This window comes from Enterococcus pingfangensis (assembly GCF_005405205.1).
Classification (GTDB): Bacteria; Bacillota; Bacilli; order Lactobacillales; family Enterococcaceae; genus Enterococcus_A; species Enterococcus_A pingfangensis.
The window spans coordinates 69,784-93,841 of the sequence record NZ_BJDP01000001.1 but is presented as its reverse complement, the minus strand read 5'-3'; the positions used below and the strand labels follow the sequence as shown (position 1 = coordinate 93,841).

General features: G+C 39.9%; 21 protein-coding genes and 1 riboswitch. Of the genes, 2 read left to right on the top strand and 19 right to left on the bottom strand.

The annotated features are described in order from the left end of the window. Position 1: 1 nt before the first annotated feature. Entirely contained in the window at positions 2–583 is a 582-nt protein-coding gene (locus FFM63_RS00425) for a xanthine phosphoribosyltransferase (RefSeq protein ID WP_137608371.1), read from the bottom strand. A 76-nt stretch (positions 584–659) separates the two neighbouring features. After that, a riboswitch (purine riboswitch) is annotated at positions 660–757 on the bottom strand. 244 nt (positions 758–1,001) lie between these two features. On the opposite strand from FFM63_RS00425, the gene FFM63_RS00420 reads away from it, so the two are divergent. Next, a complete protein-coding gene (locus tag FFM63_RS00420) occupies positions 1,002–1,919 on the top strand; it encodes a magnesium transporter CorA family protein (protein WP_137608370.1) in 918 nt (305 codons plus the stop codon). Positions 1,920–1,967: 48 nt separating this feature from the next. On the opposite strand, the gene tdcB is transcribed toward FFM63_RS00420, so the two are convergent. The 6 genes from tdcB to clpB all read right to left on the bottom strand — a co-directional run bounded on the left by tdcB (position 1,968) and on the right by clpB (position 10,015). Then, complete coding sequence (gene tdcB / locus FFM63_RS00415) at positions 1,968–2,975, bottom strand: bifunctional threonine ammonia-lyase/L-serine ammonia-lyase TdcB (protein WP_137608369.1); 1,008 nt, start codon at positions 2,973–2,975, stop codon at positions 1,968–1,970. Further along, positions 2,975–4,084, bottom strand: coding sequence for an alanine dehydrogenase (ald, locus tag FFM63_RS00410; RefSeq protein ID WP_137608368.1), 1,110 nt, complete (start codon positions 4,082–4,084; stop codon positions 2,975–2,977). The genes tdcB and ald overlap by 1 nt, the downstream gene beginning before the upstream one ends. Positions 4,085–4,640: 556 nt before the next feature. Next, positions 4,641–5,090: a Fur family transcriptional regulator gene (locus FFM63_RS00405; protein ID WP_137608367.1), complete on the bottom strand. Its 450-nt coding sequence runs from the start codon at positions 5,088–5,090 to the stop codon at positions 4,641–4,643. Between the two features lie 93 nt (positions 5,091–5,183). After that, positions 5,184–6,113 carry a cysteine synthase A gene (gene cysK, locus FFM63_RS00400; RefSeq protein WP_137608366.1) on the bottom strand — a complete coding sequence of 310 codons (930 nt, stop codon included), beginning with the start codon at positions 6,111–6,113 and terminating at the stop codon, positions 5,184–5,186. Between the two features lie 174 nt (positions 6,114–6,287). Continuing rightward, the gene (locus FFM63_RS00395; RefSeq protein WP_137608365.1) at positions 6,288–7,151 is read right to left on the bottom strand and encodes a glucosaminidase domain-containing protein; all 864 of its coding nucleotides are present in this window, start codon (positions 7,149–7,151) and stop codon (positions 6,288–6,290) included. A gap of 248 nt (positions 7,152–7,399) precedes the next feature. Beyond that, positions 7,400–10,015, bottom strand: a complete 2,616-nt coding sequence (gene clpB, locus FFM63_RS00390; RefSeq protein WP_137608364.1) for an ATP-dependent chaperone ClpB — start codon at positions 10,013–10,015, stop codon at positions 7,400–7,402. A gap of 156 nt (positions 10,016–10,171) precedes the next feature. On the opposite strand from clpB, the gene FFM63_RS00385 reads away from it, so the two are divergent. Beyond that, positions 10,172–11,182: a zinc-binding alcohol dehydrogenase family protein gene (locus FFM63_RS00385; protein WP_137608363.1), complete on the top strand. Its 1,011-nt coding sequence runs from the start codon at positions 10,172–10,174 to the stop codon at positions 11,180–11,182. Positions 11,183–11,203: 21 nt separating this feature from the next. On the opposite strand, the gene FFM63_RS00380 is transcribed toward FFM63_RS00385, so the two are convergent. From FFM63_RS00380 to FFM63_RS00325, 12 genes are all read right to left on the bottom strand, one after another. Then, positions 11,204–12,238: a lysylphosphatidylglycerol synthase transmembrane domain-containing protein gene (locus FFM63_RS00380; protein ID WP_137608362.1), complete on the bottom strand. Its 1,035-nt coding sequence runs from the start codon at positions 12,236–12,238 to the stop codon at positions 11,204–11,206. Positions 12,239–12,336: 98 nt separating this feature from the next. After that, the gene (pepT, locus tag FFM63_RS00375) at positions 12,337–13,566 is read right to left on the bottom strand and encodes a peptidase T (protein ID WP_137608361.1); all 1,230 of its coding nucleotides are present in this window, start codon (positions 13,564–13,566) and stop codon (positions 12,337–12,339) included. Between the two features lie 23 nt (positions 13,567–13,589). Then, entirely contained in the window at positions 13,590–14,711 is a 1,122-nt protein-coding gene (locus tag FFM63_RS00370) for a Nif3-like dinuclear metal center hexameric protein (RefSeq protein ID WP_371851296.1), read from the bottom strand. After that, positions 14,692–15,405, bottom strand: coding sequence for a tRNA (adenine(22)-N(1))-methyltransferase (locus FFM63_RS00365; RefSeq protein ID WP_137608359.1), 714 nt, complete (start codon positions 15,403–15,405; stop codon positions 14,692–14,694). The genes FFM63_RS00370 and FFM63_RS00365 overlap by 20 nt, the downstream gene beginning before the upstream one ends. 117 nt (positions 15,406–15,522) lie before the next feature. Next, positions 15,523–16,449, bottom strand: coding sequence for a primosomal protein DnaI (dnaI, locus tag FFM63_RS00360; RefSeq protein ID WP_137608358.1), 927 nt, complete (start codon positions 16,447–16,449; stop codon positions 15,523–15,525). Continuing rightward, on the bottom strand, positions 16,449–17,762 hold the full coding sequence (locus FFM63_RS00355; RefSeq protein ID WP_137608357.1) for a DnaD domain protein: 1,314 nt from the start codon (positions 17,760–17,762) through the stop codon (positions 16,449–16,451). The genes dnaI and FFM63_RS00355 overlap by 1 nt, the downstream gene beginning before the upstream one ends. Positions 17,763–17,774: 12 nt before the next feature. Then, on the bottom strand, positions 17,775–18,248 hold the full coding sequence (gene nrdR / locus FFM63_RS00350) for a transcriptional regulator NrdR (protein ID WP_137608356.1): 474 nt from the start codon (positions 18,246–18,248) through the stop codon (positions 17,775–17,777). Between the two features lie 184 nt (positions 18,249–18,432). Beyond that, entirely contained in the window at positions 18,433–19,032 is a 600-nt protein-coding gene (coaE, locus tag FFM63_RS00345) for a dephospho-CoA kinase (RefSeq protein ID WP_137608355.1), read from the bottom strand. Between the two features lie 2 nt (positions 19,033–19,034). Next, positions 19,035–19,868, bottom strand: a complete 834-nt coding sequence (gene mutM, locus FFM63_RS00340) for a DNA-formamidopyrimidine glycosylase (protein WP_137608354.1) — start codon at positions 19,866–19,868, stop codon at positions 19,035–19,037. A gap of 93 nt (positions 19,869–19,961) precedes the next feature. After that, a complete protein-coding gene (gene polA, locus FFM63_RS00335) occupies positions 19,962–22,601 on the bottom strand; it encodes a DNA polymerase I (protein WP_137608353.1) in 2,640 nt (879 codons plus the stop codon). A gap of 283 nt (positions 22,602–22,884) precedes the next feature. Next, positions 22,885–23,568: a Bax inhibitor-1/YccA family protein gene (locus FFM63_RS00330; RefSeq protein ID WP_137608352.1), complete on the bottom strand. Its 684-nt coding sequence runs from the start codon at positions 23,566–23,568 to the stop codon at positions 22,885–22,887. Beyond that, positions 23,561–24,025 carry a MaoC family dehydratase gene (locus tag FFM63_RS00325; RefSeq protein ID WP_371851309.1) on the bottom strand — a complete coding sequence of 155 codons (465 nt, stop codon included), beginning with the start codon at positions 24,023–24,025 and terminating at the stop codon, positions 23,561–23,563. The genes FFM63_RS00330 and FFM63_RS00325 overlap by 8 nt, the downstream gene beginning before the upstream one ends. Positions 24,026–24,058: the final 33 nt, after the last annotated feature.

Below are 24,058 nucleotides of genomic sequence, written 5' to 3'. Positions count from 1 at the left end.
TTTATGCGTCCTCCTTAATAAATGTTATTTCACCGTCATGTAAGGAAGCGATTCTCGCTAAAGAAACAACCGAAATATCCATGTCTTCAATCAACTGACGCCCGTCTTGGAAAGATTTTTCGATCAAGATTCCAATTCCAGCTACACTTGCTCCAGCTTGTTGACACAATTCAATCAATCCTTTTGCAGCTTGGCCGTTTGCCAAAAAGTCATCGACTAACAAGACATTATCATCTACAGAAAGAAATTTGCGAGAAATAGAAATGGTGCTAGTTACTTGTTTAGTGAATGAATAGACAGAGGCGGTCAAAAGTTCTTCATCCATGGTTAAACTTTTTGATTTGCGGGCAAAGATCATCGGCACATTCAATGCTTGGGCAGCATAGACGGCTGGTGCGATACCGGACGCTTCAATAGTAACTACTTTAGTGATTTTTTTATCTGCGAACACTTCTGCTAGACGTTTGCCCATTGAATCCATCAATTCAGGATCTACTTGGTGAGTGATAAATTCATCAACTTTTAAAACACCCTCACCCAAAACTCGGCCATTACTCTTGATGCGATCTGTCAATTCTTTCATTATCTTTTCTCCTTTTCTTGTCGTTTTTTGATTAATACAAAAAACGCACCTCATCTGCAAAGCAAAAAAGGTACGTAACCGTACGATTTTTACTTATAGTCTTGCGTTTACGGCACAAGGTAGAAACTGTCATCCATATTATGACGATATATAAGTTTACTATAGTGAAAATTTCCACTATAGTTTATGAAATATGAAGACTATTATATCAAATACTGTTGTCCTGTAAACCAGAATCTTATCAAATGAGAAGATTTATAGCTGAATTAAATGATTGTCTCACTTTTTTTCAAAAAATCCTTCTATAATATGGACAAAAAAATAATTGAGATAGTTGAATGATTCAAAATAATTGGCAATCATTCGTTAATTTGAGATGATTAAATAAAGCTGAGCCAAAAACAAGGAGGTTCTTCTGTTGATTGATTATTTTTTTATTTCAAATGACGGGTTGCAAAAAAATAAACAGCAAGCAAATTGGTTAGCTGTCACCGACCCCACCGAAGCAGAAAAAGAACAACTGGTAGTAGACTATGAACTGCCTAGAAATTTCTTTTCGTTTGGTCAAGACTATTCGAATGTTTCTTTTTTCAAAAAATACCAAACAGACGATAAAAAATCGCTTTGTTTGATGCTCTTTATCGACATTCAATCTATCCACCGACCCGAATCTTTGTCTTCGACTGTGACGATCTTTTTGACCTCGGATATTTTGATTACCGTAAGTGAAAAATCATTGATTGATCAAGTTCTGAATATGTTCAAAACCAAAATTTTTACTAAAGCGGGGCTGATCTTGCATACTTTGCAAGTAATCAATGAACACTATCTGGCATTTTTAAAAGAGCAGCGTAAAACGATCGAAGAAATCAGCTATGGAACGACGAGAGGCTCGAATAAAAATATTTTAGAAAAAGCGACTGATACTGAAAAAAATCTCGTTTATATCGATAATTTATTAAAAGAACAGCGTAAAACCGTCACTCAGCTTTTAGAGTCCAAATTGGTTTATTCTGATCGAGATTTGGCGATCGAACTTGAACTTCAAACCAAACAAGCGACGACTTCTGTTCAGATTTATCGCGAGATGTTAAGTTCTATCAGCGGCCTGATCGATAGTATGATGGATAATCGATTGAATCAATTGATGAAGTTTCTGAATACGGCCTCGCTTTTGCTGGCGTTGCCGACGTTGATTTTCAGCCTATGGGGAATTAATACCGGCGGGCTGCTCTGGCGTGATTCTGAGCTCGGTTCATTTTTAGTTGTATTGTTGGCACTGATTGTTTCCATTGTCAGCGGCATTTATCTTTTCCGAAAAGATTACAACGCATAAAAGACAAAGGAGGTGTGGCAAAAATCTTGCCACACCTCCTTTTTTTGTCTATTTTAATTCGTTTGCTACTGAGAAGTGTCCGATAACATCTGTGATCCGGTTTAAATCAACGTTTCCGCCGGATACGACAGCAACGACTTTCTTACCATTCACATATTTATCTACTTTACCAGAAAGGATGGCAGCTGTTGCTAATCCGCCAGCACCTTCTACAACGATCTTCGTCCGTTGGATCAAATCTTTCATAGCAAGTTCGATCTCTTGTTCAGATACTGTAACCATATCGTCTACAAGTTCTTCTACTACTTCAAAAGTAAGATTTCCTGGGAATTCAACCGCACATCCATCAGCGATTGTTGCAGCTTCTTTATGGCCCACTTTTTTACCAGCACGGAAAGAGGCTGTCATTCCGTGGATATTGTCAGCTTGGACACCAATGATCTTGATGTTCGGGTTAAAAGTCTTCATTGCTACAGCAATCCCTGAGATCAATCCGCCGCCGCCGACAGGAACGATTACAGTATCAACATCCCAAATAGAATCAAGGATTTCAAGGCCGATAGTTCCTTGGCCTGCCATTACAAATTCATCATCGTAAGGAGGAATGTACGTCACACCAGTTTCTTCAACGATTTTTTCACAGTAAGCTTTTGCTTCGTCAAATCCAGAACCATGAAGAATAACTTTTGAGCCGTAGCCTTCCGTTGCTTCAACTTTCGCTTTAGGTGCTGTTTTCGGCATAACGATCGTGCTTTCGATTCCTAATAATTTAGAAGTCAACGCAACACCTTGTGCATGGTTCCCAGCTGAAACAGCAATAACGCCTTTATCTTTTTCAGCTTGGGTCAAATGAGCGATCTTATTGAAGGCACCGCGGAATTTAAATGAGCCAGTCAATTGCATATTTTCTAATTTCATGAATACTTGGCCGCCAGTTTGGGCAGTTAAGAACATTGATTGAATCAATGGTGTTACACGTCCATATTGTTTTACCACATTTTTCGCTTCATGAATATCTTCAATAGATACAGGTAGATCTGTCATTGTTTCAGTCATTACAAAACATCTCCTACTCCAGTATAAGGAACATCGATTGAATCTGCTAATGCTTTAGAAACTACTTTACCATTGTAAATGCTTAAACCTGACAATAATGATTCGTCAGCTTTTAACGCTACGTCTAACCCTTTCACACTAACATCTTTAAGGAATGAGATATTTCCTTTTGCTAGAGCGATTGTTGCTGTTCTTGGTGTAGCACCTGGCATATTAGGAACCGCGTAATGGATCACACCGTGTTTAGTGAATACTGGATCTGCATGGTTTGTTGGTTTGTCAATCGTTTCAACTGTACCACCTTGGTCGATTGCGATATCAACGATTACAGAACCTGGTTTCATGGATTCAACCATATATTCTTTTACTAATTTTGGTGGCTTAGCCCCTGGAATCAAAATTGTTGAGATAAAGACGTCTGCTTCTTTGATTTTTGCTTCTAAGTTTTCAGTGTTCGAAACAATTACATCAACATTATGATCTTTGTAACGATCTTCTAATTGTTTGATCCGTTTTTCGTTCACTTCAAGAATGATTACGTGACAGCCAATACCAACAGCCATGTCTGCTGCATTTTCAGCCGCATTACCGCCGCCTAAAATAACGATAGTTCCAGCTTCGACACCGTCGATCCCAGGAAGTAAGATTCCTTCGCCGCCATGTTGTTTTTCTAAATAATATTGACCTAAATTAACTGCACGACGTCCAGCGATAGCACTCATTGGTTTCAATAATTCTAAAACGCCATTGATTGAAATATTTTCGCCAGATAAAGCTGTTACGCCAACTTCCATCATTTTTTCAACGCAAGCTTTATTTGCAGCTAAGTGCAAGAAGCCCCAGATGATTTGGCCTTTTTTGAAGTAGTGATATTCACTTTCCATTGGTTCTTTAACTTTAACGATTAAATCAGCAGTCCACGCTGTATCAGTGTCCACGATTTTACCGCCAGCTTCGATGTATTGTTCATTGGTGAAGCCTGAACCTGCACCAGCATGGTCATCAACTAGTACTTCATTTCCGGCTTCGACTAAAATTTTAACATTTTCAGGGGTCATGCCTACGCGTGCCTCACCTTGTTTTGGATCTTTAATTACGCCAATTTTCACAGTAAATCACTCCTATAGAATTATTATCGAAGTTCTTCAACTTCTGAACATGTTTACTATATCACAATGATTTATTGAAACAACAATCGGTTGCTAAGTGTTATTAATATCTCATTAATCTTAAATCTTTACTCATTTAATTAAAATAAAAAAGCTTAAAAAACTTATACAACAACGTTTGCAAATAAAAGTTTTATCATTTTATCATCCATCGTTCTCTTTAAATAGTTTTTTTAATAAATAAATTAGTAAACGTTATCAGTTTTTTATGTGATTGTTCTAATTTGTGAAATTATTTGATTTCTCTCTTCTTCATTAAAATAAATTGCCGCAGTACTATTTAGCGGTACTTGATCGAACCCCCTTAAACTTCTTTCAACCAAATAAAATTAAGGACTATTGAATCTAATAGCCGTATTTCAAAAAATAAACTTTTTGAACTGGATAAAAAATCAGACTTGTCAAACTAAAGTAAATGATTGATTTAATCAAAAAAATAACCTACGGATCATTAATGATCCGTAGGCTATAAAAATATTTTTTTGACTGATCCCGACTAAGCAGTCGCGCCATCTTCAGCTTTCTTTTGGCATTCTGGACATAGACCATAAACTTCCAAACGGTGTTTGCTGACTTGATAACCGGTTAGCTTGCTCGATGCCATCTCAACATCTTCTAATCCAGGATAGAAAAAGTCAACGATTTTCCCACACTCTGTACAAATCGCATGATAATGTTGTTTGTTAGTATAATCAAAGCGGCTTGCCGCATCGCCATAGTTCATTTCTTGGACGATTCCGATTTCAACAAATTTTCTCAAGTTATTGTACACTGTAGCCACACTCATGTTTTGGAAGCGACTTTCAAGGGAGCGAAAAATCTCATCGGCTGTTGGATGACTACGATATTGGATCAGATACTCTAAAATGGCATAACGTTGCGGTGTAATTCTGACTCCGCTGGCTTTTAATCCTTTAACTGCTTGATCAACTGCCTCATTTACCATATAAGCCCCTCCTATTCGTATTCTCAGTTAAATAATACTATTATCTGAGGGGAAATACTAGTTTAGAATCAAAAATTAATAATTTTCATAAAATTATTGATTAAATTGAAACAATTCAGTCGATAAATAGCGTTCGCCATTATCTGGCAATAAAACTAAGACCTTTTGATCAGGATTCATTTTCTTCGCTACTTCTATTGCAGCAAACAGTGCCGCACCGGACGAAACGCCTACCAAGATTCCCTCTTTTCTCGCGATTTCACGCGCAGTCTCGATTGCATCGTCACCTTTTACAGCTAAAACTTCATCATAGACCTTCGTATCCAATACACTTGGAATAAATCCTGCGCCAATCCCTTGAATTTTATGCGGACCTGGTTGACCACCTTCTAAAACAGCTGATTCCACAGGTTCAACCGCGTAAATTTTGATCTCTTTATACATGCGTTTTAATTCATTTCCTACACCTGTAATCGTTCCGCCTGTACCGACACCGGCAACGAAAGCATCTAAGCCATGGGTCTCAAAAACATCAACGATCTCTCTAGCGGTCGTTTCTTCATGAACTTTTGGATTTGATGGATTATCAAACTGCGCTGGGATAAAACCATTTTTTTCTTCTGCTAATTCTTTTGCCTTTGCAATCGCGCCTTTCATCCCTTCAGCACCGGGCGTTAAAACTAATTCAGCACCATAGGCTTGCATCAACTTACGGCGTTCGACACTCATTGTATCCGGCATTACTAACGTTACAGCATAACCTTTTGCAGCACCAACCATTGCTAGTCCGATACCAGTATTTCCAGAAGTTGGCTCAATGATCGGCATTCCAGCTTTCAATTTGCCATCTTTTTCCGCATCCTCGATCATTCGCAGTGCGATTCGATCTTTCACGCTGCCGCCAGGATTAAATGATTCTAACTTAACAAAAATCTGCGCCATATTATCTGTTGTCATGTTGTCGAGTTTAACAATTGGCGTTTCACCGATTGTATCCAAAATTGAGTCATAAATTTTTGTCATGTTTCTTCGCTCCATTCCTTATCTTCTACAAATATATTAACGAATAATGAGAGAAGATGCGAGGATTTCGACTTTTAAAAGCTTTCTTTGATCCTTGCTCGGCAGGGTTTAAACCGACGATAATAAATAGGCGCAAAAAAAGATGAAGCAAAAAATGCTCCATCTTTAGAAAAATCAAATTGTGATCGTATCGCCCGGCATGATCATCGTTTCAGTACTCCAGCCATTATCTGCTAATAGTTGATCCACACTGATGCCAAATTTCTCAGCGATCCCCCAGATCGAATCACCTGACTGAACTGTGTATGTTTGACCGCTTGCTGATGCAGCAGTCGTTTGTGTCGTTTGAGCCGCTTGTGTTGTTTGTTCTGTACTTTGCGCCGTTGTTTGAACAGCCGTTCCGGCTCCTGGCGTATCAAAACGCGTTAAATTATACGATTGGATCAAAGAAATCAACTTACCCGCATATCCTGGATCCGTTGCATACCGACCAGTCAAGTAAACAGCTGCATCTTGATAGCTATTGGTATGACTTTTACGTGCGCCAGCGTAATACGAACTAGCTAACAAACTCGCGTGTGCTTGAAAAGATTCGCCATAACTGTTATATACAGCAAATGGTTCATCCATCGTTACCCACTGTCCGTTCAAATACTCTTGCGTGCCCATCGTCACCGATGCTCCGCCGCCGTATTCTTTTACACCAAACAAATTATAGTAAGGCGCCGCTGATAATTGAGAAGATCCAAAACCTGTTTCAACTAACGCTTGAGCAACCATAATTGAGGCATAGAGATCATTAGCTGATGAAACTTGCATTGCCGAAGCACCTAATTGCTCGATAAACGCAGATTGATTTTGTACTTGTCCTGTTTCGGCCGCACTTACTTCAACTGTGTTCATGCTTAAAACAGCCGGTGAAAGGATCATTGCTGTCCCTAATAAAGGAACTGTTTTCTTCGCAACTTTCAGTTTTTTCGCTTTTTGCTGCATTCTTATATAATTATATTTTTCGGTACGGGTTTTAAATTGATTCATCATATACCTCCAAGAAACCTTTACAGAGCTCTTCATTTTAATTTCTTTTAAAAGTATAATCTAAGAATCATCAACAAACAATTCATATCCTCTAAATTCACTAATTTGTCACGGCATCGTAACATGTGTAATAAAAAAGTTAATTTGTTGCTATTCAAAAATCCTTGATTTTTCAAAAGAGCCGAAATAACTTTAAAAAGTCGGATCAAGTAGCAAAAAGATTTGCCTTTGTTCCGACTTTTTTCTGCTTATTTATCTGATGATTCTTCAGGATTTGATTGATTTTGAAAAATTAATTGATCATCCCATAATTCGATCGATACGGTCGTCTTTGGCATCACACGCCCAGCGATGATCTCTTTTGCTAAAGGCGTTTCGACTTCTCGAGTAATAAATCGTCTTAATGGGCGCGCGCCATATTGCGGTTCATAAGCTTTTTCTGCGATCCAGCTTTTAGCACCTTCAGTAATGTTCAACTGAATTTCTTGTTCTTCCAAGCGATGAGATAAATGTTGAATGATTTTCTCGACGATCCCTTTGACATCATCCAGACTTAATGGTGTAAACAAGATCGTGTCATCGATTCGATTCAAAAATTCTGGCTTGAAATGCCCGCGTAATATTTCAAAAACTTGTTCTTTTGTTGTTTCAGGAATTTTTCCGTCAGCCGTTACACCGTTCAAGAGCACTTGTGAACCAATGTTGCTCGTCATGATCAAAACGGTATTTTTGAAGTCCACTAACCGTCCTTTAGAATCAGTCAAACGGCCATCATCTAAGACTTGCAATAAAATATTGAAAACATCTGGATGGGCTTTTTCAATTTCATCAAGTAAGATGATCGTGTACGGATTCCGACGAACGGCTTCTGTTAATTGTCCGCCTTCTTCATATCCGACATAACCTGGAGGTGCTCCAACTAGCCGCGACACTGAATGTTTCTCCATGTACTCACTCATATCGATCCGAACCATATGATTTTCTGAATCGAATAAATTTTCCGCCAAGGCTTTTGCAAGTTCAGTTTTCCCGACACCGGTCGGTCCTAAGAATAAGAAGGAACCTAATGGACATGCAGGGTCTTGTAAACCAGCACGCGAACGCAACACCGCATCGCTTACAGCATCAACGGCTTCATCTTGGCCAATTACACGTTTATGCAACGTACTGTTCAAACTCAATAGTTTTTCCCTTTCGCCCGCGACTAACTTAGTCACTGGAATCCCCGTCAAGCGACCGACAACTTGAGCGATTTCGTTTTCAGTAACCGATTCTTGTACCATTTTAAGGTCGCTCTTTTTATTTTTTTCCTCTAGTTCAGCTAATTCTTTTTCTAAATTCGGAATGGTTCCATGGCGAAGTACCGCAGCCCGTTCCAAATCATAATTATTTTCGGCATCTTCTAACTCATGCTTCGCTTGGTCGATTTCTGCCCGCTTATTAGAAACAACGGCTACTTCCTCTTTTTCTGTCTCCCACTGCAATTTCATCGCATGGGTTTCTTCCCGCAAATCAGCCAATTCTTCTTGCAAATTTTCTAACCGTTTTTTGCTGGCATCGTCACTTTCTTTTTTCAGCGCTGCTTCTTCGATTTCTAATTGCATCAAACGGCGGGTCGTTTGATCAAGTTCCGTTGGCATCGAGTTCATTTCTACTCGGATACTTGCGCTGGCTTCATCGATCAAATCAATCGCTTTGTCTGGCAAGAACCGATCTGTGATGTAACGATCGGATAAGGTTGCCGCAGCAACTAACGCGTTGTCGTGGATGTTCACACCATGATGGATTTCAAACCGTTCCTTTAAGCCGCGCAAAATACTGATCGTGTCTTCGACGGTTGGCTCTTTCACGAGTACTTTTTGGAAACGGCGTTCTAGCGCTTTGTCTTTTTCCATATATTGACGGTATTCATCCAGTGTCGTGGCACCGATCAAATGCAATTCGCCGCGTGCCAGCATTGGTTTCAGCAAATTGCCGGCATCCATACTGCCTTCTGTTTTTCCAGCTCCGACGATATTGTGGATCTCATCAATAAATAGTAAAATTCTTCCGTCTGATTTTTTAACCTCTTTCAAAACTGCCTTTAAGCGTTCCTCAAACTCGCCGCGGAACTTTGCGCCAGCGATCAAAGAACCCATATCCAAAGAGAAAACAGTCTTGTCTTTTAAATTTTCCGGAACATCTTTACGAACGATCCGTTGTGCTAAGCCTTCCACGATTGCTGTTTTACCAACACCCGGTTCACCGATCAAGACTGGATTATTTTTAGTCTTCCGTGAAAGAATTCGGATCACGTCACGAATCTCTTCGTCACGGCCGATAATTGGATCTTGCTTGCCGTTTTTTACTTGTTGAACTAAATCAACGCCATATTTTTCTAAAGCTTTATAAGTTTCTTCTTGATTTTGCGAAGTCACTCGATCTCCTCCTCGCATGTCTTCAATATTTTTTTGGAGTTCTTTTTCATTCAACCCTTGTTGAACCAAATAGTTCGTCAAAGGATAATTTTTTAATTTCATCAACGCTAAAATGACGATCTCAGTTGATAAGAAATCGTCGTTAAAAGTTTCACGTAATCGATCTGCCTCATTCAATAACGTAAACAGATTCTGACTCAAGTTTTGACCGTATTGAACGTTTCCGCTAACAGTTGGATAATTATCTAGCGCCTTATCTACTTCCTGTTCAAAGCGTTCGACGTCGATTCCAGCATCCGTATAAAAGTTGCGGCCAAAATGATTCGGCTGTAAGAAAATTTTCCATACGTGCGCGATATCAATTTCTTGATGATGTCTTGTTACGGCGATCTGCTGTGCTTCAGCGATCGTTTCTTGTAAAGTCGTCGTCATTTTTTCGATATTCATAAACATACCTCCGACTGATTCATAATTTACACTTAAAAGTATATATCATTGGTCAACAAAGGTCAAACAATGTACTTGTTCTAAGCAACGTTTATTATTATGAAGAAAATCAAAATAATGCTACAATTCTTTCATTACTAGAAAGTGAGTGATTCAATGATTTCACGTGTAATTGGATTTGAAAAAGGGTTTCCGCTTTCGGATGGAAATCATTTTGAAACTTATGAAGTGATGCTTCCTAAACTGAATAAATTTGATCTTGCCGTAAAAAATTTAGTGGTATCGATCAATCCGGTCGATACAAAATTAAGACAAAGCGGTAAAGGGATCCCTCAGCCGCATATTCTTGGTTTTGACAGCGTGGGGATCGTGACCCAACTAGGCAGTCACGTTGAAAATATCGAAATCGGTGATCGTGTTCTTTTTGCCGGCACGACTAAAAGATTCGGCAGTTATAGCGAAAGTCAAGTCGTCGATTCTCGTATCGTTGCGCTATTGCCAACTGAGATCTCAACTGATGAGGCCGCCGCTCTACCGTTGACCTTTATTACCGCATACGAGATGTTATTTGAAAAAATGGGATTAACAGCTGGAGAAAAACAAAATGAAGGAACATTGTTGATTGTCAATGGTGCTGGTGGTGTTGGTTCAATTGCGACTCAACTAGCGAAATGGGCGGGTCTGACAGTGATCACCACTGCCTCACGCAAGGAAAGCAAAGAATGGTCGGAAAAAATGGGGGCTGATTTTGTCATCGATCATCACAAAAATTTGACAAAGCAATTAAATAAGCTTGGATATCAATCGATCCCTAATATTTTGATCCTTCATTCGACCGATCACTATTTTGAAGAAATGTGCGACCTGCTTGAACCCTTTGGTCACCTAGGCTCCATTGTAGGAACGAACAAAGATCTGAATTTAGCGAAATTAAAAAATAAATCCGGCAGTTTCGATTGGGAATACATGTTCGCTAAGACGGATTATGATTTTAATGTTGCTTCTCAAGGAAAAATCTTGGAACTGCTCGTTCGATTGTTGCAAGAGAAAAAAATTCAAAGCACCTTAACGAAGATCATTCCCGGTTTTTCACCAGAAGTTTTCTATCAAGCCCACCAAATCGTCGAAGAAAATCAAATGATTGGAAAACTCGTCATACATTATTAAGCGAAAAGAAGCTAACGAATCTTAGTCGTTAACTTCTTTTTTTGCTTTTTTAAATTCATGATTGATCTGACGTTGCTTAGTAAATAATACGTAGATCATACCGATCAGAAATGGTAATAGATAGGTCGCATAACGATATAAGAGCAATGAAGACACTGCATCGACTTTGCCTACGACATTTCGGAACAACAAAACGTAAACGAATTCAAAGCCGCCGATCCCGCCTGGTGCCGGTAAAACACCGCCAAGAATTACGGTGAAGCTGATCAGTGCCACCGTTAGCCAAATGTCGATAGTCGGATGATCTTGGACCAAAATAAAAAATGGCAAAGAATACCAGACAACTAGTTTTGCCATATTCGAACAAAATACACGGACAACCGCTTTTCGGTCACGAATAAATGCTTTGATCGCCGCACGCAATGAATAGACTTGATTATTGATGCGGTCGACGATATCTCGCAGTTTTTGATGTTTGATCACGCGATTGCAAAAAATCACTAACAACACTTGCGCATTGATATTCAAACTCAAAATCAGCAAAGTTGAGACGATCAGTAAAGTTACCGCTATTCCTGCGATCACTAACAAAGTCCCATTAGCAACATATTGTTGGATCGCATCATTTTTCAGCACTAAAAAAAATAGTGCCCAAACGATCAACGCGATCTTATAAGTGATCATTCTTAACGCGCTGGTCCCTGTTCCTTCTGAAAACCGCAACTTCTTTTTATGGTAGTAAATCACCTCAGATACGATTGAACCGGTCCCAAACGTGATCACGCGATAAAATGTCGCATAGGCAGATGCAAAAAAACCATCACGAACAGAAAAATTCTGGTTAAATTCGTTTGCGATATTTTTAATGCTATAACCTTCGATCACTTGACTGATCAATCCAAGCGCGGTGACACCTAGAAGGACTGGCAGCGAAGTTCTGCCAAGCTCAGTAAAAATTTCGCTCAAAGAATCGCGAATAACAAAAATGATCACACCGATCATTACTACAAACAACAAAATATTTAGAATCAATTTACGATTGATAGATAAATTCATTTTTTAGCCTCATTTTTTCTTTATTAGTATAGCCTACCACATGCTAATGGGCAAAAAAAGAAAAAGCTTCAAGTTTCCTCAAAGCTTTCTCCTTAAACTTATTTTGCGTTATTTTCAATGATCTTCACGATCACGTCGACTGCTTTTTCCATTGTTTGCAATGAGACAAATTCAAAACGTCCATGCATATTTTCAGCACCGGCAAAAATATTTGGTGTCGGAATACCCATGAATGAGATTTTAGAACCGTCTGTCCCGCCGCGGATTGGTTCGATAATTGGTTTGACATCTACTTCTTCCATTGCACCTTTAGCCAGTTCAATGATGCTCATGTCTTTTTCAATGATTTCACCCATATTGTAGTATTGATCATACATATTGATCTCTACTCGTTCTTGATCAAATTGGCTATTCATTTTTGCTTGGATCTCTGTGATCATTTGTTTGCGGGCTTCGAATTTATCATGATCATGATCCCGAACGATATACGTCATTTTCGCTTCTTCTACGTTTCCATCTAAAGCTAATAAATGGAAGAATCCTTCGCGACCGTCTGTTTTTTCTGGGCGTTCATCTTCTGGTAATTGATTATGGAAATCGATCGCCATTTGCAATGCGTTGATCATCGTATTTTTCGCTGTACCTGGGTGAACATTTTTACCATGCATCGTGATTTCAGCTTGAGCCGCACTGAAAGTTTCAAATTGCAACTCCCCAATTGGTCCGCCGTCCATTGTGTAAGCAAAATCTGTATTAAATTCTTTTACATCAAATTTATCTGCTCCAATCCCGATTTCTTCATCCGGACCAAAACCAACCCGAACTTCACCGTGCTTGATTTCAGGATGAGCGATTAAATATTCCATTGCAGTCATGATTTCAGCGATCCCTGATTTATCATCCGAGCCAAGCAAGGTTGAGCCGTCAGTAGTGATCAGTGTTTGACCCGTGTAATTTTTCAAATTCGGAAAATCTTTTACGTTCAATGTATATTTTCCAGCAGCATCTAATTTAATCGTTGATTGTCCATCATAATTTTCAACGATTTGCGGATTAACATTCGCCGCATTGAAGTCGGCTGTATCCATGTGAGAGATAAATCCGATCGTCCGCGCTTCTTTATCAAGATTACTTGGCAAAGTCGCCATCACGTAACCATTACTCTCGTTATAAGCGATGTCTTGCATGCCGATTTCTGCTAACTCTTTCATCAGCTCATGGGCAAAGTCTACCTGTGTTTGAGTCGTTGGTGTTGTGGTGCTTGTCGCATCAGAACGAGTTTCTGTTTTAACATAGTGTAAAAAACGCGGTAATAAATTTTCGTACATAGTACTCTCTCCTTTAATGCTATTTATTTAAATGAAAAAGGTTCAGTAGAAACCTCAGATGTAAGGAATTCAACGTTCCAGCCTTCTTCATTTTTCCATTGTTCAAATAGAGCCACCATTTTCTCTTTACACAGCGACTCGATATGATGCCCTGGATCGATCACCAGCATCCCTGTTTCTTGCATATCATGCGCGGTATGATAGTAAACATCACCAGTAATATAAACGTCAGCGTTTGCCGCCAAAGCGTTGCGATAAAACTTCTCGCCGCTTCCGCCGCAGATCGCTATCCGTTTAACTGTCTCTTTAGTCGCCTGCGGATAGACCACACGCAGACCCTTCAAACCAAAAACTTTTTTTACTTTTGCGATAAAGTCTTCTGCAGACATTTCAGCTTTCAAATTGCCGACACGGCCGATCCCAAATTTTTCTGGCAAATTATCCAGCGGGTAAAGATCATAAGCAGGTTCTTCGTATGGGTGAGCTGCGAACATCGCCGCTAATACTTCAGCTTGCTTTGTCTCAGGAAAGATCACTTCAATTTTACTTTCTTGAACTTGTTCTGGAACATTTGCCGAACCGATTGCAGGATTTGCCTGACTTGTCGGTGTAAAGCGGCCCGTACCGTTCACTGTAAAAGAAGTCGCCTGGTAATTGCCTTGTTCGCCGGCACCAGCCGCCGCTAACGCTTGACGCATTTCTTTAGCATCCGTCTGTGGAATATAAACCGCTAATTTTTTCATCTGAACAGTATGCGTATGAATCAAATATTCTGTATCATAAACAGCTAGCGCTTCGCAAAACCAATCATTTAAACCATTATGGATGATGTCCATGTTGGTATGAGCTGCATAGACTGCAATGTCATGTTTGAGCAAATCAGCATACATTTTAGTCTGAACATCATCTGTCGTCAGACGTGAAACTGGTCGAAAAATCGGTGGATGCTTGACGATCAATAAATCGATCTTTTTCGCGATTGCTTCTTTGACAACCACCGGCCGAACATCTAAACTCATCATGATTTTTTTCACGTCTTTGTTTAGTGTACCGATATGCAGTCCGACTGGATCGCCCTCTTCAGCCAGCCACTCAGGACAATACTGATTAAAACGTTGGATAAATTCATTCCCCTGCATCTGCAAGTACCTCCTTGATCCATTCGATTTCTTGTGTGACTTCCTCGATCTTTTTAGCGACATCTTGATCGCTTTGATGTAAACTAGCTAAAATATTTTCACTCTTACTTAATTTGTGCTGCCATTTTTTAATAAAAATTGGGCTTCTTTCAACTAATAAAACCGGACCAAAAAAAAGTTCCTTCGCTGAATAATCAGGTGTTGCCGCAGCTTTTTCAGCCACGATGATTTCATAAGTTTTATGGTTTTCCTCAATCATTGCTTCATCGATGATTTGATAGTCTTCTGCAACTAACCATTGACGCAATTGACGTTCACCGACATTTGGTTGCAAGATCAAGCGCTCTTTGCCAGATAGTCGGTTTTGAGCTTTGCCTCGTTGCAAAATATCACGGATCAAAACACCGCCCATGCCGCAAATAGTGATTGCAGAAACTTGATCAGCTAATTCTACCGCCTCAAGTCCATCTGCTAAACGGACAGCGATTTTTTCTTCTAAGCCGTACTTAGCTACTTGTCTTTTGGCAGATTCATAAGGTCCGGCAACAACTTCGCCGGCAATCCCATACGATATTTTTTCTTGCAGCATCAAAGCGACCGGCAGATAAGCATGATCTGACCCAATATCAGCTAAAATAGCAGCTGACGGTACAAATTCTGCCGCTTTTTGTAAACGATTTGATAAATCTTTGGCGTTCATTTTTTCACATCCTAAAGTAGATTATAACACTCCTTAAAAAAAGCGCCCCTAAAAAAGAGCTAAATGACAGCGCTTTTTAATAGGGCGTTTGTTTTTTTCTAAGAGAATTTTCGTTTTTTAACCGTTCCGGCGATTTTCCCCGGTCATAAAAATTTCTTTGCTCAAATAACGGATACGTTCCATGATCCGTTGCGCTTTCAATGGTTCTTCATCCCCGCGCTGGGTGACAGATAAATGTTGTTCAAGTTGATCCATGTTGAAATTCGAAGAGAAAAACGTCGGCAATTGTTCTTGCATCCGATGTTGCAAGATCACGCCTAACACTTCGTCGCGAATCCAAGCACTCATCGAGTCTGCCCCGATATCATCGATCATCAGAATCGGCGCACGTTTGACTTCATTCAATTTAGGACCCACATTATCTTTAGAAATCGCTTGTTTCATTTCACCGGTGAATGTAGGGAAATGCAGCAGCGTCGTTTCGAACCCTTTAACAGCTAATTCGTGTGCGACCGCTCCAAGTAAATATGTTTTTCCGACTCCGAAACCTCCGACTAAATACAAAGCTTTATGAAACATCTTAGGATTTTCTTCGTATTGATTGATAAAGTCCAGTGATGCTTCGAGTGCCTCGCCGCGACCAGACGTGACTTCAAATGTCCGAATAGAAGCCTTACGAATATCTTTCGGCATATCTAAAGAATTTACGCGATTACGGATTTCTTCTTCTTTCTTTACTCGCAGCAGTTCATCTGTCGGAACATATGTCACATCGATAAAATGAAAGTTCAAACTTAATTGCGGTTCATAACCTGGTGCGATCATCGTAGGATCAGAAGCCAAGTACTTTTTCTTTTCTTGGACAAATTCATATAATTTCGCAAAAGATTTCTCGATGTCCTCTTGTGTCAGTTTTTCTTTATGTTCTTCAATAAATTGGCGAACATCAGGGTCAGCTAAAATTTCTTCCATCATTTGACGATAACGGCCATCGACCCCGCGACTTTTGATGATGCGATTCAATTCTTTTCCGACATCTTCCATCAAGTGTCACCTTCTTTGCTTAGATATTCCGCTAATTTGCGGTTTAGTTCTGCTTCTTTTTCTGGAGCTAATTTAGTTTCTTTTGGTGGCTGTTTGATATGCTCCGGCAATGTCTCTCTGCGAACAGCCCCACGCTTTTGATAGGCTGGTCGGCTTGTTTGCGGTTTGCGCACCAATTTTTGATTATTTTCCCGAACATGTGCGATCGCGCCTTCGGGGGTAACGATTTTTTTCTGCGCCCAGTCATTCGCGATCGCGTTTAAATAATTCGCGTTGATCACCGCTTGATCTTGGATCACTAAAATATAATTGATAATGATGTTGATGACACTTTTAGGCAGCAAGTTGCGCCCAATCAATTCTTCTAACAGCCGGACTTCTGTGTTTGTCTCAAATCCGCCTTTTTCCCGCTTGATTGCTCGTAAAAAAGTGACTGGCGCGATCTTTTTACTTTGTGCAATAATCTCTAATTCTTGAGATGAAAAATTACTTGTCGTTTCTGGATGCTCAATGGGGGCCGCTTGCTGTTTAGCAGCGACATTTGGCCGCTTTTCTTTATTGATCAGCTGACGCAAATAATCGAAGTTCAATCCCGATTTCTCTCCAGCAGCAGCTTTAGCCACATACTCTGCAAGATCCAATTCATTTAAACCGTACAGTGTCTGAAAAGTCTGCAGTTTCTCCCGCTCTTCAAGACTTAACAGCAGATTGAAACGTTTCAGCTGCTGGGCAAATAATGACCAATCAAACTCAGGGGTCTCTGTAAATACCTCTTGCGTTTGTTCCAATACTTCCCCTTGGCTAGTAAAAGCATTTTCATCCAATCGATAAACATCACGAAAACGTTTCGTAATGTTCTTCAAGTTTTTCTTATCAAACGCAGTCGCTTTAAAACGCTCAACTAACCGTTCGTAACGATTTTTTCCAACTTTATCTAATAATAAATAAGCCATTAAAGGATCTTGAAAAAATTTTTCGGGAGTCAGCGGTAAACGCAGCTGATAGATCAAATTCAAACCGATCTCATGATCAGTTGCTTGATAGCACTCCAGCAAGCCCATTCCTTCAAGTCGTTCCCGCGCCTTGATCAGATTCATCAAGCCAGTATCAACCGCCGCTAGCAGATCCGTATGCATCAGACTCGGACTTTTGCCTTCTATTGTAAGATCACTCGCTAAAGTCAAATATAAACTAGAAGCGGTACTGCCGACGATCGGCTGGTATAAATAAAGCAGTGACTCTTGTTTGCTTTGATCGAGTCGTGGTTTTCCGTAGACCGTGTAAAAGGTACTAGGTTTTAGTTCTTCTGCCACTAAAAAAGCCTCCTACTCTTCTTCCGTTGTCTTTGCTTTATCGACGATCTCCTGCAGTTCTTTTAAAAACACAGACATGTCTTTGAACTGGCGATAAACACTTGCAAAGCGGATATAGGCGATTTCATCGACATCCATCAAATCTTCCATCACAAATTCGCCGACTTGACTCGTTGGCACTTCATTTTCACCCATACTGCGGACACGATTTTCTACATGATCAACGATTTGTTCCATCTGTTCCATTGCTACCGGCCGCTTTTCAGCTGAACGGATCAATCCGCGTAAAATCTTATCGCGGCTGAATTCTTCACGATCGCCATTGCGCTTCACAACTAATAAGGGTGCTGCTTCGATTCGTTCAAATGTCGTAAACCGAAATCCGCAGCTTTCGCATTCTCTTCGCCGACGAATTGCTCGACCATCATCCGTTTGCCGACTGTCGATTACTCGAGAATTATTATGATTACATCTTGGACAACGCATGATTTCACCTGCACTTTCTTAAACTTGATTAAATTCACGTATCGCGAATAATTTTTTGTTATATAGAATAATTTTTTAAAAACAAATATTGTTCAAAAGAAAAAAAGTTATTTGTTTATATAACATGAGTTTACCATAACCAGCCCGCTAAAAAAAGCGTCGTAAAGCTACGACGCTGAATTCATTAAGAAACAAATTTGTTTTCTTTTAACCAGTCTGAAACTTGCTTGTGCGTTGTTTCTTGCAAACCGCAATTATCAAAGACGAGCGTCGCTCTTTTTTTCTTTTCTTCCAATGAAAGTTGGCTGTTGATCCGTTCTAATGCCGCTTTTTCAGTTAAATCATTTCTGGTCATCAAACGGCTTAACTGAATGTTCGGTGTCACATAAACTACAGCTACCGCATCCATCATCGCTTCATAATGCCCTTCGTATAAAAGCGGAATGTCCACAATCACTAAGTCTGCCGTGTTTTTCGCTGCTTGGATTTGACGTTTGATCTCACCGCGAATAAACGGATCGAGCGTTTTGTCTAATAGTCGGCGCTTTTTTTCATCCTGAAAAATTATGGCGCCTAATTTTTTACGATCTAAACGGCCATCGCTTTGTAAAATAGCTGGACCAAACGCCTGCTTCACTGCATCCAAACCGTCTGTGCCAGATTCCACCACTTCCCGCGCGATAATATCGCCATCTACGACTGGGAATCCTTTTGCTTTGAAAAAATTTACAACCGTTGTTTTTCCGCTGGCGATCCCACCAGTTATTCCTAGAATAAAGCTCATCATTACACCTTCTTTAATTTTTGACAGTGGGGACAAAGATGTGTGCCTCTTTGTGCCACTTTGATTTTAATGATCGGTGTTTGGCAGCGAGAGCAAGGTTTGTCAGTTTGACCATAGACATGCAGTTCTTGCTGAAAATGTCCCGCTTCACCCAAAGCATTCAAATACGTTCGGATCGTCGTCCCGCCGGCTTCTTTTGCTTTTGTGAGGACTTCAATGATCGCTTCGCGCAAACGCCGAACAGCTCGTGCATTTAGTGTATTAGCAGGCTGCTCAGGATGGATCTTCGCTAACCATAAAACTTCATCAACATAGATATTTCCTAATCCGGCAACTATCTTTTGATTTAATAATAAGGGTTTAATCATCGTTGAAGACTTTGCAAGCTGTCTTTTAAAATCAGCTAGCTCAAATTCTGTCTCAGTCGGTTCAGGTCCTAGCTGCGCCAATCCTTTGTATTCTTTTGCCGTTCCTTTTTTCAACAAAGCCATCCGACCAAATTTTCGTACATCACGGTACACTAATTCTGTCCCATCTGAGAAAATAAAACGTACATGGCTGTGTTTGTCTAATGGCGTCGGCTCCGCAAAGTATTCGTATTTCCCTTCCATCCGCAAGTGGGAGACCATTTCATAATGGGTAAATTGAAAGATCAAATACTTTCCACGCCGGTCAACTGTCTCGATTTTTTCTCCGACTAATTGTTGTTGAAAAATTTCTACTTCTGGAAACTCAATGATTCGCGGCCAATAGACGTCCACTTTTGCAATCGTTTTTCCTTTAACTAAAGAGACGAGCCCCTTCCTGACTGTTTCAACTTCTGGTAGTTCCGGCATCTTTATCATCCTAACTCGATTAACATTTTGGTTTTTTTGTCAACTTAATAAAAATTAGAAAAGAAGAAGCTGGAATGTTCTCCAGCCCCCGCTTTATTTTGCTTCGTACCAAGTTTTCCCCCAACTACTGTCGGTTAATAATGGTACATCTAATTGAACGGTGTTTTCCATCACTTCTTTGACTAAGTTGTCTAATTGTTCCAATTCACTTTCCGGGACTTCAAAGACAAGTTCATCATGCACTTGCAGTAACATCGTCGCTTGGAGTTTTTCTTCTTTTAAGCGTTTGGCCATTTCGATCATCGCCAATTTTAAAATATCTGCCGCGCTACCTTGGATCGGTGTATTGATTGCAGTCCGTTCTGCAAACGAGCGAAGATTGTAGTTACGGGCATTGATATCTGGTAAATAGCGTCGGCGATTGTATAAAGTCGCGGTATAGCCTTTATCTTTTGCTTCGCGAACACTTTCTTCCATGTAGCGTTTCACGTCTGGATAATTCTCAAAATAAGTATCGATGTACTCTTGCGCAGCTTTACGTGTGATCCCTAAATTCTGCGACAATCCATAATCCGAAATACCATAGACGATACCAAAATTCACAGCCTTGGCATTTCGCCGCATATTCGGTGTCACTTCTGCTTGCGAAACATTGAAGACTCGCATCGCCGTACTTGTATGAATATCCATTCCATCATGGAACGCTTGTTTCAAATGTTCATCGCCAGAAATATGCGCTAGGACCCGCAATTCGATTTGCGAATAGTCTGAAGAATAAATCAGCCAATTCTCAGCTCGCGGCACAAATGCTTGCCGAATTTTTCGTCCTTCTTCCAATCGAATCGGAATATTTTGCAAGTTCGGATCAACTGAGCTTAGTCGTCCCGTCTGTGTCAATGTTTGAATATAGCGTGTGTGGATCTTATTGTCACTTTGAATAACTTTTAATAAGCCTTCGACATAGGTCGATTGGATCTTAGCGATTTGGCGATAATTTAAGATATATTCGGCAATCGGTGCTTGTTCGCGTAATTGCTCTAAAACATCTACGGCAGTTGAATAACCGGTCTTCGTCTTTTTGATCACAGGCAGCTGCATTTTTTCAAACAAAATCACACCTAACTGTTTGGGTGAATTGATGTTGAATTCTTCGCCGGCTTCGCGATAGATTTTTTCTTCAATTTCTTGTAGCCGTTTTGAAAATTCTCCACGCATGGATTGAAGGCGCTGCGCATCGACCGTGATCCCGGCGATTTCCATCTCAGCTAAAATACGAGAAAGCGGCAATTCCATTTGATAAAATAATTTATCTTGCTGCTTTTCTTCCAGCTCTTTTTCTAATTTATCATTTAAGAAATGGATTGCTTTGATTTTACGCGCCAAATGGCCAAATAAAAGTTCCTCATCTTCTGGCAACCCTTTTTTAGCGCCTTTGCCGTAAATCTGCTCATCTGTTTGGATCTCCGTGTAACCATAATACTGCGCCACACCAGCGATATCATTGCTGTTATCCGTCGTATCTAACAAATAAGCGGCCAGTAATACGTCAAAGTTGATCCCTTCCGTTTTAGTAATATAACGATTCAACGCAACATACGTGCGCTTAGCATCATAGACTTTCTTTCCATTTGCAGTTTCCAGCCATTTTTTAAAGGCTTCATTTTCAAATAATGCCAATTCATTCGTTACATAGATCTTTTCACGGGTTCCCCAAGCAACACCAACAATATCTGAAAAATGATAATTCTCTTCCAGCATTTCAACATATAAAGCAGAATCTGGTTCAAACATGTCTGCACTGAATTCGGTGACGACTTCAAACTTGATATCTGCTAATTCGACTTCTTCTTCAACTACGTTTAACTTATTCAAGAAACCTTTGAAATCCATTTCTTTGAAGAACGGGATCAATTTATCTAAGTCTTTTCCCTCATAAACTAATTCATCGATTGAAATAGTTACAGGTGCGTCCAACTTGATCGTCGCCAGCTCTTTTGAAAGGAAGGCTTGCTCTTTGTCGTTGATCAAATTTTCTTTCATTTTACTTTGTTTTAATTCAGCAATGTTTTCGTAGATCCCTTCAACGCTGCCGAATTGTTTCAATAATTTGATGGCAGTCTTTTCGCCGACCTTTGTGACGCCGGGATAATTATCCGAAGTATCTCCTGCTAGGCCTTTCATGTCGATGATTTGATTCGGAGTCAGCCCGTCATATTTTTCAGCCACATGTTCAGGTGTATATGACTCGATTTCACTAACACCTTTGACCGTAATATCTACTTTGATCTTTTCTGTCGTCAATTGCGTTAAGTCGCGATCGCCTGATAAAACGACTACTTCAAATCCTTCATCAGCTGCTCGGTGTGCCAATGTCCCGATGATATCATCTGCTTCATAATTATCTAATTCATAATGTTTTACACCTAAGCCAGCTAATAAATCACGCAAATAAGGCATTTGTTCACGAAATTCTCCAGGAGTTTTCGAACGCCCGCCTTTATATTCAGTATACATCGCTGTCCGGAAGGTCGTATTTCCCGCGTCAAAAGCGACTAACACGTGTGTGGGTTTTTCTCGTTCCATTACATTTTCAAACATATTATTGAAAGCGTAGATTGCGTTAGTATGGAGCCCATTCTTGTTTTTAAATCGTTCTAAAGAGTTATGCAGGGCAAAAAAAGCACGGAAAGCGACACTGTTTCCGTCTACTAATAATAATTTATTCTCACTCATGTCCTCGACTCCTAATTCATATAAAGTATTTTCATTTTTCTCAGTTTCTCTAAATCGGCCGACGAATCGTTACCGATAGTCTTTGTTCAGCATTTTTCTTACAACAAGCCGTCTTCCGAGTTGAAGATAGTTGGTGTCTGTTTCAGTTATTTGCTGATTGATACAGCTGCTCTTCTTCCACCCCTCATTTTAACAAAGTATTTAATGAAATGAAAAGAATGGCGCTGATTTTTGCAAAATTATTATGATTACTGAAAATAAAAAAAGAGACGAATATTCGCCTCTATTTGCTGCTTCCAAAAATTCTTAAAAATGAAATAAATAAGTTGATGAAATCTAAGTATAATTGTAAGGCCATGAAGACCGCAACCCCATTTCCTGCTTCACCATTTGTCCCAAGATAAATCTTGCGGATCATTTGATTATCGTAAGCTGTGATTCCTGACATGATCACTACCATTAAAATTGAGATAAAGAAATCAACCGCGCTGCTTTGCAACAAGAAGACATTTAGCAGCATCGCAATAATGATTCCAAACAGACAGCTCAAAGCAGCTCGACCGATGCCTGAAAGATCACGTTTCGTGAAAGAGCCGATCAATGACATGACTAAGAATGTCGCTGAAGCTGTAATAAACGCTTGCGTCACAGTCCCTAGATCGTACATCGCCAAAGTGACTGCCAATGTCAACCCGTTCAATGCTGAGTAGACGATAAATCCGCCGATCGCTAATGCGGGATTTTTCTGTGCTTTGAATCCAAGAAAAACAACAAGGGCGATCTCAGCGATCCAGATTCCCCAGAATCCTAGCGGAAAATTATTAATAAAGTTTTGAACTTGGAATACCCAAGGTCCTAATGCCATATATGAAATTACAGCACTGATCCCGATCCCTAAAGCTAGAAAAGCATAGATCTTGCCATAGAAACGGTTCAAGCCGTATACGCGTGCTTCTTGATTATTCATTTAGATCATCTCCTATTTGTACTTGTGGCGGTTTTACCATGACCACAGCATCCAAGATGCGTTTTTCTTCGTTGTCAGTGGATTCTACCGCTTCAACAGAGATCGTTACGACATCTTTCATTTTATCTACTTTGATTACTTCAAACTCAAACGTTAATGTTTCATAATGAAAAACTGGATCAATAAAATTGATGGAGAAGTTCACTACGTGAGAACCCGGTCCTGGTAAATGTTTTGAAATCGCGCTTGTGATGATTCCCATCACCATGATCGATGGTACAAGCGGTTGTTCATACTCAGTTTCTTTTGCGTAATCATGTTGGATGTACAAAGGATTTGCATCATTTGTCAAACCTAAATACAAAAGAATCTGATTATCTTCGATTGATTCTGTTAACGACAACGAGTCGCCTTCCTCAATTTCATCAATCGTCTTGCCTATTTTCCGAGCCTTCATATTATACAAACTCATTCCCTCCGTATTGTGTTC

Coding starts and splice junctions, on each gene's coding strand:
- FFM63_RS00325 (WP_371851309.1), bottom strand. CDS start 24,025: ATGAAGGCTCGGAAAATAGGCAAGACGATTGATGAAATTGAGGAAGGC.
- FFM63_RS00425 (WP_137608371.1), bottom strand. CDS start 583: ATGAAAGAATTGACAGATCGCATCAAGAGTAATGGCCGAGTTTTGGGT.
- mutM (WP_137608354.1), bottom strand. CDS start 19,868: ATGCCGGAACTACCAGAAGTTGAAACAGTCAGGAAGGGGCTCGTCTCT.
- cysK (WP_137608366.1), bottom strand. CDS start 6,113: ATGACAAAAATTTATGACTCAATTTTGGATACAATCGGTGAAACGCCA.
- coaE (WP_137608355.1), bottom strand. CDS start 19,032: ATGAGCTTTATTCTAGGAATAACTGGTGGGATCGCCAGCGGAAAAACA.
- pepT (WP_137608361.1), bottom strand. CDS start 13,566: ATGTACGAAAATTTATTACCGCGTTTTTTACACTATGTTAAAACAGAA.
- FFM63_RS00365 (WP_137608359.1), bottom strand. CDS start 15,405: ATGAACGCCAAAGATTTATCAAATCGTTTACAAAAAGCGGCAGAATTT.
- nrdR (WP_137608356.1), bottom strand. CDS start 18,248: ATGCGTTGTCCAAGATGTAATCATAATAATTCTCGAGTAATCGACAGT.
- FFM63_RS00330 (WP_137608352.1), bottom strand. CDS start 23,568: ATGAATAATCAAGAAGCACGCGTATACGGCTTGAACCGTTTCTATGGC.
- FFM63_RS00380 (WP_137608362.1), bottom strand. CDS start 12,238: ATGAATTTATCTATCAATCGTAAATTGATTCTAAATATTTTGTTGTTT.
- polA (WP_137608353.1), bottom strand. CDS start 22,601: ATGAGTGAGAATAAATTATTATTAGTAGACGGAAACAGTGTCGCTTTC.
- dnaI (WP_137608358.1), bottom strand. CDS start 16,449: ATGGAAGATGTCGGAAAAGAATTGAATCGCATCATCAAAAGTCGCGGG.
- clpB (WP_137608364.1), bottom strand. CDS start 10,015: ATGAATATCGAAAAAATGACGACGACTTTACAAGAAACGATCGCTGAA.
- FFM63_RS00385 (WP_137608363.1), top strand. CDS start 10,172: ATGATTTCACGTGTAATTGGATTTGAAAAAGGGTTTCCGCTTTCGGAT.
- tdcB (WP_137608369.1), bottom strand. CDS start 2,975: ATGACTGAAACAATGACAGATCTACCTGTATCTATTGAAGATATTCAT.
- FFM63_RS00395 (WP_137608365.1), bottom strand. CDS start 7,151: ATGAATCAATTTAAAACCCGTACCGAAAAATATAATTATATAAGAATG.
- FFM63_RS00405 (WP_137608367.1), bottom strand. CDS start 5,090: ATGGTAAATGAGGCAGTTGATCAAGCAGTTAAAGGATTAAAAGCCAGC.